18 protein-coding genes are annotated in these 18,031 nt (G+C 33.8%); 10 read left to right on the top strand and 8 right to left on the bottom strand.

Annotation, left to right across the window (positions count from 1 at the left end; translation table 11 throughout):
- Window positions 1-242 precede the first annotated feature (242 nt).
- The 5 genes from GMB29_RS03940 to GMB29_RS03920 form a co-directional block, all read right to left on the bottom strand.
- Window positions 243-1,085: a hypothetical protein gene (locus GMB29_RS03940; protein WP_136353606.1), complete on the bottom strand. Its 843-nt coding sequence runs from the start codon at window positions 1,083-1,085 to the stop codon at window positions 243-245.
- A gap of 188 nt (window positions 1,086-1,273) precedes the next feature.
- A complete protein-coding gene (locus GMB29_RS03935) occupies window positions 1,274-2,311 on the bottom strand; it encodes an FUSC family protein (RefSeq protein WP_227551502.1) in 1,038 nt (345 codons plus the stop codon).
- 324 nt (window positions 2,312-2,635) lie between these two features.
- Window positions 2,636-4,258, bottom strand: a complete 1,623-nt coding sequence (locus GMB29_RS03930) for a M20/M25/M40 family metallo-hydrolase (RefSeq protein ID WP_136353604.1) — start codon at window positions 4,256-4,258, stop codon at window positions 2,636-2,638.
- Window positions 4,259-4,971: 713 nt separating this feature from the next.
- Complete coding sequence (locus tag GMB29_RS03925; protein WP_136353602.1) at window positions 4,972-5,991, bottom strand: HD domain-containing phosphohydrolase; 1,020 nt, start codon at window positions 5,989-5,991, stop codon at window positions 4,972-4,974.
- Between the two features lie 18 nt (window positions 5,992-6,009).
- Entirely contained in the window at window positions 6,010-7,302 is a 1,293-nt protein-coding gene (locus GMB29_RS03920; RefSeq protein ID WP_136353600.1) for a globin-coupled sensor protein, read from the bottom strand.
- Between the two features lie 368 nt (window positions 7,303-7,670).
- Here GMB29_RS03920 and GMB29_RS03915 point away from each other — a divergent pair, with 368 nt between their 5' ends.
- From GMB29_RS03915 to GMB29_RS03900, 4 genes are all read left to right on the top strand, one after another.
- Complete coding sequence (locus GMB29_RS03915; protein WP_136353598.1) at window positions 7,671-7,997, top strand: YnfA family protein; 327 nt, start codon at window positions 7,671-7,673, stop codon at window positions 7,995-7,997.
- Between the two features lie 37 nt (window positions 7,998-8,034).
- Entirely contained in the window at window positions 8,035-8,421 is a 387-nt protein-coding gene (gene crcB / locus GMB29_RS03910; RefSeq protein WP_136353596.1) for a fluoride efflux transporter CrcB, read from the top strand.
- On the top strand, window positions 8,418-8,786 hold the full coding sequence (crcB, locus tag GMB29_RS03905; RefSeq protein ID WP_136353594.1) for a fluoride efflux transporter CrcB: 369 nt from the start codon (window positions 8,418-8,420) through the stop codon (window positions 8,784-8,786). The genes crcB (GMB29_RS03910) and crcB (GMB29_RS03905) overlap by 4 nt, the downstream gene beginning before the upstream one ends.
- 521 nt (window positions 8,787-9,307) lie before the next feature.
- Window positions 9,308-10,354, top strand: coding sequence for a flavin-containing monooxygenase (locus tag GMB29_RS03900; RefSeq protein ID WP_136353592.1), 1,047 nt, complete (start codon window positions 9,308-9,310; stop codon window positions 10,352-10,354).
- A 114-nt stretch (window positions 10,355-10,468) separates the two neighbouring features.
- On the opposite strand, the gene GMB29_RS03895 is transcribed toward GMB29_RS03900, so the two are convergent.
- Window positions 10,469-10,960 carry a PCYCGC motif-containing (lipo)protein gene (locus tag GMB29_RS03895; RefSeq protein ID WP_136353590.1) on the bottom strand — a complete coding sequence of 164 codons (492 nt, stop codon included), beginning with the start codon at window positions 10,958-10,960 and terminating at the stop codon, window positions 10,469-10,471.
- Window positions 10,961-11,266: 306 nt separating this feature from the next.
- Between GMB29_RS03895 and GMB29_RS03890 the strand changes: the two genes are divergently transcribed.
- Window positions 11,267-12,460 (top strand): chromate transporter, encoded by a 1,194-nt coding sequence (locus GMB29_RS03890; protein WP_136353588.1) that lies wholly within the window; start codon window positions 11,267-11,269, stop codon window positions 12,458-12,460.
- Between the two features lie 138 nt (window positions 12,461-12,598).
- On the opposite strand, the gene GMB29_RS03885 is transcribed toward GMB29_RS03890, so the two are convergent.
- Window positions 12,599-13,036, bottom strand: a complete 438-nt coding sequence (locus GMB29_RS03885; protein WP_136353586.1) for an AbrB/MazE/SpoVT family DNA-binding domain-containing protein — start codon at window positions 13,034-13,036, stop codon at window positions 12,599-12,601.
- A 224-nt stretch (window positions 13,037-13,260) separates the two neighbouring features.
- On the opposite strand from GMB29_RS03885, the gene GMB29_RS03880 reads away from it, so the two are divergent.
- From GMB29_RS03880 to GMB29_RS03860, 5 genes are all read left to right on the top strand, one after another.
- Complete coding sequence (locus GMB29_RS03880) at window positions 13,261-14,466, top strand: sensor histidine kinase (RefSeq protein WP_319941480.1); 1,206 nt, start codon at window positions 13,261-13,263, stop codon at window positions 14,464-14,466.
- A 1-nt stretch (window position 14,467) separates the two neighbouring features.
- Entirely contained in the window at window positions 14,468-15,157 is a 690-nt protein-coding gene (locus GMB29_RS03875) for a response regulator transcription factor (RefSeq protein WP_136353582.1), read from the top strand.
- Window positions 15,158-15,211: 54 nt separating this feature from the next.
- Complete coding sequence (locus GMB29_RS03870; RefSeq protein ID WP_136353580.1) at window positions 15,212-16,150, top strand: F510_1955 family glycosylhydrolase; 939 nt, start codon at window positions 15,212-15,214, stop codon at window positions 16,148-16,150.
- Window positions 16,151-16,339: 189 nt separating this feature from the next.
- Window positions 16,340-16,537 carry a Sec-independent protein translocase family protein gene (locus GMB29_RS03865; protein ID WP_136353578.1) on the top strand — a complete coding sequence of 66 codons (198 nt, stop codon included), beginning with the start codon at window positions 16,340-16,342 and terminating at the stop codon, window positions 16,535-16,537.
- Window positions 16,534-17,046 carry a hypothetical protein gene (locus GMB29_RS03860; protein WP_136353576.1) on the top strand — a complete coding sequence of 171 codons (513 nt, stop codon included), beginning with the start codon at window positions 16,534-16,536 and terminating at the stop codon, window positions 17,044-17,046. The genes GMB29_RS03865 and GMB29_RS03860 overlap by 4 nt, the downstream gene beginning before the upstream one ends.
- A 221-nt stretch (window positions 17,047-17,267) precedes the next feature.
- On the opposite strand, the gene GMB29_RS03855 is transcribed toward GMB29_RS03860, so the two are convergent.
- Window positions 17,268-17,858, bottom strand: coding sequence for a YdhK family protein (locus tag GMB29_RS03855; RefSeq protein ID WP_136353574.1), 591 nt, complete (start codon window positions 17,856-17,858; stop codon window positions 17,268-17,270).
- Window positions 17,859-18,031 lie beyond the last annotated feature (173 nt).

Raw genomic sequence — 18,031 nt, 5'->3', positions numbered from 1 at the left:
AAACAATTTTTGTAAAAGTTTCTTTATAAATAAGATTCTCTTTAAGGTCTATCTTATTCAATTATCTACATGTTTTTAGGCTTAGGAGGATATCTCCTAAATTAAGATCTCACTAGGGGATTTTCCGAAAAATAAAAAATCGAGTGAATATCCTCTGTGGTTATTCACTCGATTTATCCTGTTTTTCCTTGAGGTATGTTTACAAGCTTTATTATTTTTTGCCCCACCGTCTCTAACTTTTTTTATTCTTCTTCAAAAATAATCGTAAATAATTTTGTAGAGAAAAGAAACATGAAGACATGTAGTGGAAATAAAATAATAATTGTTCGTTTGTGTTTAAATACTTTATTTAAAAGCAAAATGTAATCAATATAAGAAATAAAGAGAACGCCCATTAGATTGGAATATTTCCACTTCATTTTATACGTGATGAGAGTAACTGCCGTTAAAAAATAGGAATAAAAAGGGACAATGGAAAAATGTTTATTCCAGGTTTGAATGACACCATCTCCCATCTTCAGCAATTTAAATACGGATAGGATAAAGAAGACATTCATATTGTAGGTATACATCGACATAAAGGAGGTAATCCACTTAACAATTGGCTGTTCTTTTTTTAATAATTGAAACCACTTGTCACTTCCTATAAAACATACAAGTAAAAATAAGAAAGTATACGTTGTCTTCCACCAGTTATTACGAAAAATCTTCAAACGAACAAAAAGAAGTTCAATCAAAACAAAAAAGATTGAAAAAATCAATTTCCATTTCCATTTTAATCGAAATGCTGTAATGGCTGTTGCAGCAATTGGAACATATATAGCTTGTGAAAATATTGCACCCAAATAATTATCGAGTTTTTTATTCTTTAATATGTTCGGATAATATGTATAACCATGGAATAAGTTCAGAACAAAAAATTCAAAAAGATATGCAAACCCAATGTTTGATAGGAATAATACAAAATATCTTTTATCCCTTTTTTTAATAAAAGTAAAACCTAACACGATTACGTGCATAATTAATAGCACAATAAATGGCTTTGATTTTCTATTTATTTTCCTCTTAAATGGATTTATTCTCACTATTCTACTCCTAATTGATTAGCTAGATAGTAGTTAGTTTAATTCTCTTTTACCGTAATTATTCAAGAGAAAGCGATCTGCCTACTTTTCAAATTCTGCGACACGCTTAACCCTATCAAGGAAATCTGTCACAATTTTATCAGTAGCGAACACTAAAAATAATTTCACAAACCATTTTATGATTGTGTTCATAAAATGGTTTTCTTTAAATAACTATCCAATAGTTTATTAAATCTTTGTAATTGAAAAGCATACTCAAATACTGAAACTCCAACTGATATAATTCTCATTTTATTATCTGGGTCTTCTTTGTAGTTATTTAAGAGTTTTTCAAAAAATAGCTTTAGTTCTTCTTCGTTTATTGAGATCGTATCAGAATCTTCAATTTTTACTTTTCCTTCATATTTCAACAAATAATACTCATGGCATTTAATGAGATGTTCGAGAAACTGATCAAATAGCTGATTCTCTTCATCGTTTGTTTTACTTTGAAAGTAATGTTCATCAATCACTTCCAATACAGCTTCACCTTGCTTTATTGTCTTCAACATTTGTTTGAACACGACTATTTCTCTCACATTCAAAGGATTTATTTTAGCCATTTTCTCTCGTTCTTCATCGAATATTTTGTATTGTTCCTCGAGTTTTTCTCTACTCTTTATTAACATTGCCCAGTTTTCTTTAAATGTTTTTTCGGTTAGTTCATCTGAAATGGCTGTTCTAAGCAGCAAGGATAATGTCTGAAATGCTTCCTGTACTTTTTGATAATAAATTTGTTTAAATTTTGGTGGAAATAATAAGGCATTGATAAGAAATGCAGTAAAAATTCCGATCATCATAATCGTAAAACGATTCAATGCATACAACCAATCCTCATTCCCAGGAGCAGTCATGATTGCTAAAACAGTCACTATTGTAAGGGAAATGATGTTGCCTTCCATTTTAAGTTTCAAACTAATTAAAATAACAAATATTAAGACAACACCTATCGTAAGAGGTGTTTGATCCAAAAACTTTACTGCTAATAAAGCAATAATCGCGCCAAATGTATTTGTCATTAACTGATCAAGCATTTGTCTCCATGTTCGATAAATAGAAGGCTGCATTGAAAAAACAGCTGCAATTGCAGCAAAAACAGCCGGCTCTAATCCAAAGAAATAACAAATATATAAAGCAAGTGTAACTGATATCCCCGTCTTTAGTGCTCTAGGACCTAAAGTAATCACAATAAAAACCCTCCAAACCCAAAAAACATCTATATTATTGTTCTTTTATTTTAGTTACTTTAAAATGACTATAATACCTTATCTTAGCACCTAATTTAAACTTTTTAAAATCTCTTTTATCCCTATCGCATACCCTTAGGATCCTTTTTTAGACCAATCTTTATGAATAGGTTTGCACAATGTAAGGATCAATGTTTTCAACCTTCATGGTTTTATAAAAGGTACAGCATGTTGAAACGAATTTAAAACATGAAAAAGCCAACTGTTTAAGTCGTAATCATTCGACCTTACCAGTTGACTTTAAAGCTTTTTTCATCAGTCTTGTTAACAGACATTCTCCAGCTTACTAAAAAACATACTCTTTATTAAGCTTTCAAGCATGAATGGAGTATGAATAAAACCACTATCTATATGGAGACGCTCCGTACGTTGATGTGCATCTTTGCCAAATGGCCCTATATTGAGAACCGGTGCTTGAAGTTGGAGCATCTCTCCAAACGGGATTGTGTAAGAATCTCCCCAGACAGGTGCATTCCTTTCAAAAATCGTTAAACCATCTGCATCATCTTTATATTGAACATAACTTAAATCACAAATCCCATTAAAGTAGTGAATTTGACTAAGTTCCAACTCAAACTTGCTTGCAGCCTCCTTCATTAATTGCACAGATTTAATAATTAACGGATCATTTGACGAATTGACAGCTGGGTAATATGGCGGTGCAAATAATAATATGATAGCCGGAGCTAGTTCTTGGCATTGAATCATCAATTTATCAGCAATTCTGATCGACTTTTCCCGTTCATCCCATTCAGGATTCTCGAGTATTTCCCTCTTTATTTGTTTAATAAACGTTGTTCCGAACTTCTCTACAGCATGCTCAACTAAATTCTCATATCTCAATACTCTAACATTACCAACACCTTCAATTTGTTCACGCCGGCAAATTGCTCGATAGGCATCATTGCACCTTTGCGCCGCTTCTTGTGCAAGTTGCTCAAATATTTCCATTATATCTTGAGCGGTTCTTTTCAATATAAATATATTGTAAAGTGCTGCTGCACTATATGGTGTTTGTGTTGAGTATTGCATTTTTAAATCTTTTTGCTGGAGTGAAACTGGTAATGGTGTGCTTTCACCAAGATCACTTTCACAAAAAAGAGGGTTCCACTCTATAAGCTGTGTAAGATATGAAGCGATATAATTAGCTGTTATTCCTTTCAGTGGTTCACCAACATGTGTTTCTTTTCCATAGAAAAGAGCTGCAGGCATGATCTTTCCCATTGATCCAGTATAAATATAATGTTTGTTATCACCAGGTTTTTGTGAAAATGATGGCTCACTATTTAGAAACAGTTTGTATTTAAGATTATATTTATCCCGAATGGCTACAAGTTGTTTTACCGCTGCTCGCATACCTGACGAATTCACTTCTTCATCAGGAACTGATAACAAAAGAAGGTTGATCGGCCACTCTTCAACACTTGCTTTTTCTATGAGAGCCATATGAATAGCAAGCCCCATTTTCATATCCATTGTCCCTCGACCGAACAAATACTCCCCTGACTCTAAATCAGCTCGAGCTTCTTGGGAAAGATCATCTTTTCGATTATGAAGGATCTTTGTTAACTCCTCTGGTTGACAAGCATATGGTTCAAGATCACCATATTCATCTGTTTGAACCGTGTCAAAATGACTTATTAAGACAATTGTCTCTTCTGCATCTTGATGCTTGTATAATGCACCTACAAAACACCTTCCAAGGTCTGCTTTATGAAGTGATAAGTGTTCAGGATTTTTTTTGAAATAATCCAGCATTCTTAGCTTTTCTTGAAGCTTACTAGTAAATGTTCGTTCCCCCTCTGTTAGAGTTCGACTATCCCAACTGACAAGTTCACATAACAAGCGACGAAGTGTTTCAGGATTTCCCCATAATAATTGTCTCATGAAAAATCCCCTTTCCAATTTTTTATGAAAATTGTAGAGATAACCAACTTGTTCCGCCGTCTCGCTGAAATCTAACATGATTAAATTAAAATAAGTATCCAAATCATTCATATCGATTCTATTCTTTGTCAACACTTCTATCTTTCATTCATAAACACTTAGAAAACAAGAATATTCAGAATTATATATATACCTTACCTTCTAATGCTTCATTTTCCCTTAATGTTGTCATTTTTCCTCACATACATTCTATCCATTAAAATGAAACGTACATAGAAAGCAGTAAGAAGTCTTGTTATTGAATAAAAAAGAATGGTTATGAAATTTGATGTAGGTATTGCAACAGAGTTTAATAAAAAGGCTCTTTTCTAAAAGATTGTTGTTTTTTAAGCAAAAAACTATTTAAGGTTGATTGGAGCAGATTGCGAGACTCCTGCGGGTGTAGCGGGACAGGTGAGACCCCGCAGGCGTTTACGCCGAGGAGGCTTACCGCCCGCCCCGCGGTCATCGTGCATCTCTCGCTACAATCAACCCCTCCGCACTACTAAGTAAATAGCAACAAAGTTTGTTAAAACAGCCAATAAAAATAAGGATAACTTTAGTAGGAGACTTCCATTTAAACAGCCTTTTGTTGTTTGAGTAATAGCAATGGATGAAACTCATCCATTGCTAGAAATATATATTAAATGATAGAAATGTAAAAGAAAAAATAATTAACTAATGATGGCTTTACGCTCAAAATGATCTAAAAATGTTTCAACAATGAATGGGTCAAAATGTTTCCCTTTTTGTTCGTAAATAAAAGATAGTGCATCCTCTGTCGTCCAAGAGTCTTTATATGGTCTTCGGCTTGTCAATGCATCGTAAACATCGACAACTGCTACAATTCTCGCTTCTAAGGGAATATCCTCACCACTTAATTGATTCGGGTATCCTGTTCCATCCCACTTTTCATGATGATAAAGAATAATATTCCGTACAATATCTTGATTAAAAATTAATTCTGAATGTAATTCTTTCGAAAATTTATTAACGATATCGACACCCATCAAAGGGTGCATTTCAATTATTTTTCGCTCATATGTTGTCAATGGACCTGGTTTATACAAGATTCCTTCAGGGATACCGGATTTTCCGATATCATGGAGAATACTTGAATGAATAATATGATGTACGGTATTTTTTGGAATCTTTAAATGATGTCTTTGAACATGTTCTGTAATTAGCATTTCGGTTAATTCCTGTACTCGAAATAAATGTTCTTCAATGCCCGGGTCACGAATTTCACAAGAAATAGCTAGAACCTTAAGTAATTCTCTCTGTGTTTCTATTCGTTTATTTTCTGAGAGATAAATACCTTGCTTTAATTGTTCTAATTCACGAAAAACACCAACAAAGTACACATCCATTCCAACCTGTATCGGAGAAATCGTGATTGACGAATGCCAGATTTCACCGGACTTTTTTCGATTGACAAACACACCTGACCACGGCTTACCTTCACTTAACATCTTTTTTAGTGATGTGTAGGTTGACTTTGGTGTCATCTTTGACTTCATAAATCGAGCATGTTCGCCAATTATGGAATCCCCTGAATAACCGGTTACCTTTTCGAATTCCTTGTTTACATTAACAATAATATGCTTGTAATCGGTAATAATAACCGCATCTCCGAGCATTAAATAACTTTCAAGTTGAAATGGCAACTCTTCAATCTTGGTCAACTTCTCCATTCCTCTCTCTTAAGAGTACTAATTCATTTCATGTGTTATAGTTGTAAGACTATCCGCAGATAAGGCAACCTCTTCAAATGCCTTTCCGATTTCATTTACTACGTTAACAAAAGAAACGAGTTCATGTTCAATCTTGTTATTTTGACGTTTTGTTTCACTCATCGTTTTAAGGATTTCTTCAAAGTGCATATCTGTTTCTTTCATGCTATTGCTGCCATTCGTTACTGAATCCCTGATTTTCCCGAGCGATTGTGTTAACTTTTCGACTTGAGAATTTGTATTAAGAATTAAATTAGCTACGTTCGTAACCGATACCTTTGTCTCTTCAGAAAGCTTTCGAACTTCATCTGCCACGACTGAAAAACCTCGGCCATGTTCGCCGGCTCTAGCGGCTTCGATCGCAGCGTTTAATGACAATAAATTTGTCTGGTCTGCAACACTAGTGACAATGTTAACAATTTCCTGCATTTCTTTACTGATTTCTAATAATACCTGTACATCTTTTGATATGTCATTTACCGCACTAGAAATACTTTGCATATTAGCATTTTGTTTACCTAACTGCTCTTTTCCATCTTCAGCACGTTCTTCAGCCAATATAGATAATTCTGTTCCTTTATTTGCAAGGGATACAATTTCATAAGATTGAGCTTCCAATTGGTGAAAAGTTGCATTCGTTTCTTCAGAAATGGCTGCAAGATTTTCTGATGCACTTGCGACATTTTCCCTAATCAAGATCTTTTGCTCTTCGTTTTGTCTTCTTAATCTATCAGATTCAGCGTCATAGGCTTCAAGAACCAATTGTTGTTCAAGATTTAATATTTTTGATACAGCCTTAATTGCTAAATAATAGTCTTCTTTATGTATAAGCTTCTCTTCAATAATTTCAACTAATGAAAGGAACAAATCCTGAAAAGCACACATATACCACTTTGTTTTTAACCCGATTCTCACGTGTATTTGTGCAATTCGGATTCTCTTTTCAAAATATTCTCCATCTATTACACCATCAAACATTTCTGCTATATGTTTAGTTAGGGTTTTTTTCAATCTTTCAATTGAACTATGATCATTTATAATCTTAAATAAAGATGGTTCATTCTCTAAATTGCGATAAAACCCTCCAACAATTTTATCAATATTTTCAGCTACAAACGGTTGTAAAGCATGAATAATCTCCAGATCTTCTTTTGTTAGTGCTATCATCTGAATTTGCTTCTCAATGTCACTTCCCGGAGAAACGTTAATAGCTGCTTTCCCATTTGTAATTTGGATCCTATCATATGATTGTTTCACTTTTTTAAAAAACATAGTTATATCCCTCCTACTTTCTACCTAACCCTTAACAAATATATCATATATAAAATAGGATTATTGTAATAGTAAAGGTCAATATTTAACAATTCAAAGGCAATTCTCCAACTAAGATAATAGGTTTAGATGTGAAAGATTGATTCTGGACAGTAATAGCAGATGCATGGAAATGAAATCTATCAATTTTTTAAATAAAACGATCACCTTCCCCTTATAATCTATCAACTTAAAAGAAAAATCGTACATTTGATAAAAACCGACACGAACAAGAGACATATCGAAGTAACTACTCTCCTTGTGATTTGATATGTTATCATATGTAAAAATGATACTATTTAAGTGAACGTTGATTGTAGGTGTTAAAAGTGTTTACTATCATTGCATTATTTCTTCTAGCTGGAATAACTGAAATTGGCGGAGGTTATCTTATCTGGTTATGGTTACGTGAAGGAAAGCCATACTATTTTGGAATAGGTGGTGGCATAGCTTTAGCTCTATATGGGGTGATCGCTACGTTTCAATTATTCCCTTCTTTCGGCAGAGTGTACGCTGCTTATGGCGGTGTTTTTATTATTTTGTCTGTCCTTTGGGGCTGGGGAATCGATAAAAAAGTGCCCGATACATATGATTGGATAGGTGCCTTTATTTGTTTAATTGGTGTATCCATTATGCTTTGGGCTCCGAGAAATTGAACTTATTTAATATAAACGTTTAGATTGGTGATTTCCTATGTCTTTATTATTCGTGATAATTGGTGGGTTTTTAGGTACTATTTGCAGATATTCTGTTGGAGAATGGCTATACACTGAAAATGGATTTCCGTTAGCAACACTTTCTGTTAATCTTATCGGTTGTTTTATTCTAGGGTGGTTTTTAACATTTGTTAATCACAGAAAAACAATAAACCCAGCATATACCTTTATTTTTGGAACAGGATTTATCGGTTCCTTTACAACATTCTCAACATTTTCAGTAGAGACCATTCAATTGTTCCTAAAGGGACTTTATGTTACTGCACTGGTTTATGTGCTCTCAACAATGATACTTGGTCTACTATTAACCTTCTTAGGCAGTAAAGTAGCTCTTTTAAATCGAAAAAGAGGTGATACTGTATGATTTGGTTAATAGGACTAGGTGGATCTTTAGGTGCGGCTTTAAGATTTTTATTTGGCAGTTTTATTAGTAACAGAACAAAGAGAATGTATCCATTTCCAATGGGTACATGGCTTATTAATATTTCAGGATCATTTTTACTTGGCATAATTGCTAATTTGCATCATTCAAATCAACTATCTGATTGGGCTTGGTACTTTATCGGGGTGGGATTTTGTGGAGCATATACAACCTTTTCAACATTTGGATACGAGACAATCACGCTTATATACTCAAATAAAATAAAAATAGCCATCCTTTATGTCGTATCATCATTTGGATTAGGGGTTATTTCCGCTGCAATTGGTTTCTTTTTCATTCCTTCCTAAAGATGCAGTTTTACTGTAGAAGTAAGTGTGTAAAGCACTTGAGCACCATTTCTAAATTGAATGGTGCTGGTCGTGAAACATGCCTTTTTAAGATTGGCGAGTGTCCAATGCGAAATTTGTCTGTTAAACGTTATCGAAAATATAAACTGGACTTGCAAAGAAGTCAATTTTACGACCGTAGAAAGCATTAAAGGGAGTGCATAAATCACTCCCTTTACGGCATAGAACTGGTAATAGACTCTATTATTAGAGCGAGAACACCTAAAACTACGGTCATTAAAGTTGAACTAAATAATATTCTTTTACTAACCATCATTAGTAGATGTTTTTCTACTATTCCTTTTTATTTATACCCTCTCTTTTAAGTTAGTAGAATTTCCACCATTCAATCCATGACTATTTTACCCTCTCTACAAGTTCTTATTTCTCAATTCTTATAAAAAAATTAATTTATTCATAACATCCGGATTTATGCTATAATTTGGAAATTAATACGAACTTATTATAGGGAGAGATAAGTCATGATTTATGATGTTATCATTGTTGGTTCAGGCCAGGCAGGACTATCTATGGGTTATTATCTGAAACAAACAAAGTTAACATTTCTTATTTTAGATAAAGGACTTACGATTGGTGAGGCCTGGAAGAACCGTTATGATTCATTAACATTATTTACACCAGTTTCATATAGTTCATTGCCTGGTTTGGAATTAGACGGTATGCCAAATCACTATCCTACCAAAGATGAAATGGCAGATTATTTAACGAAATATGCAGAAACATTCTCACTACCAATCCTCCTAAATACATCTATTTCCAAACTAGAACAAACAGCAACTAACTTTTTGCTAACAACGAATCGCGGGGACTATACGGCTAAGCAAGTAGTTATTGCAACAGGACCTTTTCAACATCCTTATATCCCAGACTTCTCACGTTTACTTTCCGATCAGGTTCTCCAACTGCATTCATCAAATTATAAAAATTCTAAACAATTAAAACAAGGTCCTGCATTGGTTGTAGGAGGAGGAAATTCTGGTTCACAAATTGCTGTTGAGTTATCAAATGATAGAAATGTCTATTTATCAGTTGGGCATAAACTGAAATTCCTGCCTCAAGATTTAGGTAATAAAAGCATATTTTGGTGGTTTGATAAACTTGGAATATTAAAGGTACATACAAACAGTAAATTCGGAGAATTTTTTAAGGAAATGCCTGACCCTATTTTTGGATATGAATTAAAATCTTTACTTAAGAATGGAAAAATCACATTAAAACTAAGGGCAAAATCTGTGGTAAATGATCATATCGTTTTTGAAGACAATAGTAAAATAGAAGCAGCAAACATCATTTGGTCAACTGGCTTTAATGGAAATTATGGCTGGATTCATACACCAAGTGTATTTGATAAAAAGGGAGTTCCTATTCACCAAAGAGGTGTAACATCAATAAGAGGATTATTTTTTTTAGGCCTGCCTTGGCAATACAGAACAGGATCAGCCCTCCTTCAAGGTGTTGGAAGGGATGCTGAGTATTTGATGCAACAAGTATTATTAAATACAAAATAGATTAATTAGTAGTTTATCTATCTATCATCTCCCTCGCATCAAGTTTCTTTCTTATATGTAACTTTTGCGAACATGAAAAAGCTGCCCTTTTGCGGCAGCTGAATGTTATTCGATTTATACTTCTGGTGTTGGTGTAGGTCTTGCATAACCATCTTTGTACATTTCATCAATCTCCGAGCGAATCTCTTTTATGCTTTTTCCTTCTTGGTAATCAAGAATGGATTGAGCAGCGATCTCTAAACAAACTCCACATTTTGTTCCATGATCATCCCACACGATAGCACCACTTACCTTATTCTCAAACACAAAGCAATCATAATTATTTTTATGATTTGCAGATTCTCCACAACCACAGTAGCATGGAATGTTTTCAAGCAACTCCTTATTTTTTGCTGCAGCAGTGTAAATAATTTGCATATCCTCAGGTTTATCTTTTAGAAAATGAGGGATTTCGCTTATACCTTTCGTTTCCTCTTGAATATCATAGCTAGTATGTTCTTGATGACTGGCATGTTCGCCCATATTTTCTACAACTTTTGATTGTCCAGAACAAGCAGATATTATAAATGTTGATAGTATACTAATGAACAAGATTTTAACCTTCATATTTCACCCCTATTGACTTTAGTCATCTTATATTTTCAGCGAAATTCTTTTTGGAATCAAGGGATAAAACAAAAATCCATTCGTGGATGTTAAGCACGATTATGGAATCCGCGATACTAGCATCCTTATGAACTGAACTCTCTTTGTAGTTGTAATCACGTCCATGTTTTTGAATCACAGAAAGTTACATGTAAATTTTTTGTAAATATTAGCTTTTAGACGAGAAAAAAGAAAAGTGAATGATAAAATGATTAATATCGAACGTTTCAAAGAAATGAATGACTAATAAAGAAGGTGAACTCACTCATGAGACAAGCTAATATGCATCATGTATTTCGTTCATTGTTTGAAATTCTTATTGTTTCAACGAGGCTCGGATTAACATCCTTTGGTGGACCAATCGCCCACTTAGGGTACTTTCATGAAGAATATATCCGCAGAAGGAAATGGATGGATGAAAAAAGCTATGCAGATCTAGTTGCACTTTGTCAATTTCTACCTGGACCAGCCAGTAGTCAAGTAGGGATTGGGATTGGCGTTATGCGTGCTGGAGTTTTGGGAGGGATTATTTCCTTTATTGGGTTTACGCTTCCCTCTGTCTTAGCACTAATCATCTTTGCTTACATTCTTCAGGGATTAAATGTAGCAGATGCTGGTTGGATACATGGATTAAAAATCGTTGCAGTTGCTGTTGTCGCACACGCCATCTTAGGAATGGCGCAAAAGCTTACTCCAGATTTAAAAAGGAAGGCACTTGCTTTATTTGCATTAGTAAGTACACTTTTATGGCAAACTGCATTTACACAAGTAGGAGTCATACTTATTGCTGGATTAGCTGGATTTTATTTATATAGAAAAAACACAGATCGTGATGATTCAAGAATCGAATTTCCAATTTCAAAAGGTACTGCCATTTTTTGCTTAACATTATTTTTCGGATTACTTATTCTTCTGCCAATTTTAAGTGAAGTATCTTCTTTAAATTGGATTGCTATGTTTGATAGCTTTTATCGATCGGGTTCATTAGTCTTTGGTGGTGGTCATGTCGTTTTGCCTTTATTAGAACGTGAATTTGTACCAACAGGATGGCTTAGTGAAGAAGCATTCTTGGCTGGTTATGGAGCAACACAAGCTGTTCCAGGTCCACTGTTTACATTTGCTGCCTATCTAGGTACAGTTATGAATGGATGGCAAGGTGGTTTATTAGCGACCATTGCAATTTTCTTACCTGCGTTTCTGCTTATTTTAGGCACATTACCTTTTTGGGATGTATTACGTCGTAATCCTAAAATAAGAGGAGCATTAATGGGCGTAAATGCAGCCGTTGTTGGAATCCTTATTTCTGCTTTTTACGACCCTATCTGGACTAGCAGTATTCTCACTCCAATTGACTTCGCTTTAGCTGCGGTACTATTCAGTATGCTAGTCTATTGGAAGTTACCCCCATGGATTATCGTCATAACTGGAGCGGTTGGCGGATCGTTGATTACATTAATCTAATACTCGAAATCAAAAAAAGCATCATTTTGATGCTTTTTTCATTATAATTGAAACTTTTATTCGTTCAATAACATGATAATACTCGTACATTAGTTTCCAATATATTAATGTGCGTGTGTACCCTTTTAAGTTAATACTCTAACCTTTACCATCTGGAATTAAATTAAATTTCTGTTCCTCTTTATTTATGGTCACACTAAATACAGCTTCTGAGTTGATATGACATAATCTTCTGATCTCTCTTGGTATATGAACAGTTCCGTTTTGGCTAAACACACATTGACTTTCGTAATCATATCCTTCCTTATTTGTTATTACAATTTTTTTATCCTCTAAAAAAATATTTATTATATCGCTAGGTTTAAGATTTATTTCACTTCTTATCCAATTTGGAATATATACCTGTCCAGTTTTGGTTAATTTCAGCTTATTCAGTTCAATCACCTCAGGATTAATGTTTATTTGAATAGAATAATTAAAAAGTGTGAAGAAAATATGCATTTTCAAGCAATTAGCATTTGTATTGAATGATATGATGTTACTGCTAATGAGAAACAATAAAGTAATATCATTCAATCTGCATACTTTCTCAACATTTTCGCATTAAAATATCCCTATACTTGTAAAGGTGAATGAATATGAAAATCTCAATTAAATTAGGCTTATGGTTCTTTATTTGCATTTTCATCATTGAAACTTGTTCAATGGTTTATTTACATCGTAATGTCATACACTCTCTTGTCAACGAAGAACTATCTTCATTAAGGGCAAGAGGAAATAGCCATCGTGATGTTCTAGAAATGTCATCTGATAATGCTACTCTTCATCACATTGGATTAATGGAATCCCAAACAGATACAGAAGTCGTCATTACAAATACAGACGGTGATGTATTAGAATCATCTAAAGCAATCGATGATGATATGAAAAAAATATTAAGTAAAGCGACTTATGATATACCAAGAAACGGACTGATATTACAATCAAACTTGAAAAATGAAAAATACATTGCAACGGTTTCATCTTATGATGGAGGAAAACAAAATCAAGGATATGTTTACATGTTCAAAAGCAAAAATCAGATTCATCATTTTATTTCACAATTGAATAATCATTTCTTTCTTGCTGCGTTATTGATCTTATTTTTTACGCTGATAACGATTTTCTTTTTATCTAGAGCTTTAACAAGACCCCTTGTTTCGATGAAAGAAGCAACTAGTAAACTAAGTATAGGTGATTTTTCTGTTTCTCTTCCTGTTACTTCAAATGATGAAATTGGTGAATTATCAAAATCAATTCAAACACTGGCTAATGACTTGAATTATTTAAAAAAGGAAAGAAATGAATTTTTAGCAAGTATTTCTCATGAACTTCGCACTCCTTTAACCTACATAAAAGGTTATGCCGATATTGGAAGAAGAAACACTTTAGATGAAACAGAAAGAATTAGTTACTTAAACATCATTCATGAAGAAGCGGATCATGTAAGTGATTTATTACAAGAATTATTTGAACTTGCAAGGATGGACCAAAATGAATTTTCTATTTCAAAAGAACGTACAAATATTTGTTTATTCATTCAATCTATATATGGTAAGGTACTACCTGCATTTAAAAGTAAAGGAATTCATTTACAGGTAGATTGTAAGAAGAATGTTTTTGTTGAAATTGATCCTATACGCTTTGAACAAGTCTTTTTAAACCTATTAGATAATTCTCTAAAATACTCTAAAGAGAATACAATTACTACGATTGAAGTATTACAGGAAAACAATAACATAATCATTTTTATCAAAGACCAAGGAAAGGGAATTCCTTCTGATGATTTACCATATATCTTTGACCGCTTATACCGTGTTGATAAATCTCGATCAAGGCTAACTGGTGGTTTTGGTTTAGGCTTGGCTATTGTCAAAGAAATAGTGGAGGCTCATAATGGTGTAATTTCAGCTGAAAGTATAGATAGTAAAGGGGCATGTTTTAAAATCATATTAAAGGAGCAATAAAATGAAAACCGTTTTACTAATTGATGATGAACAAAGAATGCTTGATTTATTATCTTTATATATATCTCCTTATGGTTACAAGTGTATAAAGAAAGTCTCAGGTAAAGATGGCATAAAGTTTTTAGAGCAGGAAAATGCCGATATTGTCATTCTTGATGTCATGATGCCAGAAATGGATGGTTGGACAACCTGTGAAAAAATAAGACATTTTTCTAATGTGCCTATCATTATGTTAACGGCTAGAAGTGAAAAGCAAGATATCGTCAGAGGCTTAAAAACTGGAGCAGACGATTATTTATCAAAACCTTTTAACGAACAGGAATTGTTAGCAAGAATCGAAGCAGTGATTCGTCGGACTAGTGGGCATAAAAATGAAGAAGGCCATATTACTTTTAAAGGTTTAACTTTAAATAAAGCAACCTTCGAACTGAGATTTCGTAATGAAGGAATTACATTAACCCCAAAAGAATTTGACCTATTAGAGTTATTTTTGAATTACCCAAATAAGGTTTTCTCACGGGAGCATCTCCTTACAACTTTGTGGGGACTAAGAGCCGAAACAGAAGATAGAACAATTGATTCTCATATAAGAAACGTCAGGGAAAAACTACGTCATGCAGAATTTCCAGTTGATAAACATTTAAAAACTGTTTGGGGAGTGGGGTATAAATGGAGTTCAGAGGCATACTGATGACTCCGAAAGTTATTTAGCAATAGCACTGATCTAGATCTTGGAGGTAAAAAGGTGAAGATTAAAAGAAGGATTATCTCTCTATTTTTTATAAGTATTTTTCTAACAGCATGTAATGAAGTAGAGACAAAAAACTCAACTCAAAATTCAGAAACTTTTGAAGAATTAAAGGATATAAAAATAGAACATATTCACGGGATGGGGTACGCAGGAAACAATAATGATTTATATTTCGCCATTCATGATGGATTAGTTCGACTTTCACACAATAAATGGTATAAAACAAGTGAAAACAATCATGATTATATGGGATTCCAAGCTATTGATGAGGGGTTTTACTCAAGTGGGCATCCTGAGCAAGGATCTAATTTAAAAAACCCACTTGGATTAATCAAAAGCTCAGATGCTGGAAGATCTTTTAAAAAACTTGCTTTTTACGGTGAAACAGATTTTCACTATTTAGCTGCGGGGTACACTAGCCATACGATATACGTCATTAATGAAATGCAAAATACAGAATTAGAAACAGGCTTATATTACACAGATGACGAAGGAGAGAATTGGATAAAAAGTGACATGAAAGGAGTTTCTTTTAACTCTATTGGTAACATCGCTACCCATCCAACAAAGTCAAATATGATTGGAATCTCCACTGATAATGGCTTATTTATTTCAGATGATTTTGGCAGCCAATTCAAGTTAATTTCAAATTCTAATCCAGTTACTACTTTACAATTCGACGAAAACTCAATCTATTATTTTAGTTTAAATGAAAATGATTCTACACTTATCAAAAAAGATCTTGCGACTCAAAAAGAGGTTAACCTTTCCATACCATCTGAAATTAATCAAGACAATCCAGTTATGCTTATTGCTTCAAACCCCAAAAATAGAGACGAGATTACAGTAATTACCTATAAAAATGACATATATCAAACCATAGATAACGGCACCTCTTGGAAATCCTTAATGACCGATGGGGAAATTAAATAAGAAAATACGGGTACGTTAAACTAACATTGGATTATAGTAAGTAAGGTGTAAGTTTTGAAAAAAAGTGTGATTCTCTTTATATAAAACAGAATCGAGCTAAGAGAATATGAATTTAAGAGGAGAATATATCGATGAGGAAACTAAATGAGAAAAGTATTAGTACATTATACGAAAGAGGAGGACAAGTAAATGTCTGATCGCGAATTGCCCCCTAACACACCACGCTGGGTGAAAGTCTTTTTTATCATTGCTATCGTTTTAATTCTGTTGTTTGTAATCATGAAAATCACTGGCATCGGTGGTGATCACGGTCCTGGTCGTCACTTTTCGTCTTATGGGTCTAGTAACTATTTTTCAACAGTAGAACATAAGGTACACCTAACATGATCATGTTACCTAGTATCCGCAAATTAGCACTATTGGTACATATCATTTCCACTGTTAGCTGGATCGGTGCGGTTGCTGTATTCCTAGCTCTTTCTATTTCTGGTTTGAACAGCCAAGATAATCACATTGTGCGTGCCGCCTATCTCTCGATGGAGCTAACAGCCAGGTTAGTGATCGTTCCGTTAAGTCTCGTCTCATTGCTAAGCGGACTTGTTCAATCACTTGGAACTAAATGGGGCTTATTCCATCATTATTGGGTTTTAGTAAAATTCCTGCTAACCCTCCTTGCAACCATCGTCTTGATTTTGCAACTGAAGCCAATTAGTTATATATCGGATATAGCCTCAAACACTACATTAACAAGCGACAATCTTCTAGAGGCGAGACTCTCCCTCGTTGTCCATGCTGGTGGCGGTCTTCTGGTGTTGCTTGCTGTCACAATACTTTCTGTGTATAAACCTCGGGGCATGACTCGCTACGGGTGGCATAAACGAAATGAGCAAAGTTAAGAGTTAAATCTTTAAGGAATGGATCTATATTTATTTTGTAATAATCAACATTTAAGTAAAGGTACTTAATTGAAAATCAGGTCAAATAAAAGGTATTCGTTATTATAGATCTATATCATTCAACGAAATTATTTTTCTTGAGACTTTAATATTAAAGAAAAAAAGGCTTATCTATTTTGATAAGCTCTTTTTAAGTTAGCTTTTATTCAATTAGCTAAAATTTATTTAGATGACAGTTCACTTTCTGTTACCCATTTGTGATTTTTTACTTTTTCTCCTCCATTTGTAGGAGTGTAATCCACCATATACACAGTAGTTTCTTCAGCTGAATCAATTTCAGCTGTTGCACCTTTCATCCCTTCCATATGATCTGCGTTTAAGACAACTTCAGTTCCTGGTTCGAATTTTTCATCCCCAGCATTTTCAATTTCTTCGTGAATAACCCATTTATGATTTTCTACTTTTTCCCCACCAGTAGTCGGAGTATATGAAACAACATATGCTGTGGTTTCATAGGCTCCAACAATTGTTGCTTCAGCACCCTTCATCCCTTCCATGTGGTCTGTTTCAAGGTTAGCTTGACTTCCAACTTTATAGGTAGGATTTTCTGCCTCTTTCAAACCTTCTGGAACTTCACCTGAGCCAGAATGGTTCATCTCAGAATGGTCCATCTCCGTACTTTCTTCAGTACTTGAATTCGTTTCAGTATTCGTATTTTTATCTGATTTAGTTTCCTCATCATTACTTGCACACGCTGATAACGTAAATGCTAAAATCAATGAAACAATTCCCATTCCAATTTTTTTACTCATTATTATCCTCCTCAATATCCACTTTAATAGATCTAACAAAAGAGTAACAAAATAATTTGCAGAAAATATGCATATTTTTCTTTTTTCTTAACATTGTCCTAAACAAAAAGTTTCCCTGTTTCCTATTTCAATAAACATCAAGCCCCTTAGCAAAGAGGAGTTGTTGTATTTCT

Source organism: Metabacillus sediminilitoris, from assembly GCF_009720625.1.
GTDB classification, from domain to species: domain Bacteria; phylum Bacillota; class Bacilli; order Bacillales; family Bacillaceae; genus Metabacillus; species Metabacillus sediminilitoris.
This window is presented reverse-complemented; position numbering and strand designations above follow the sequence as displayed.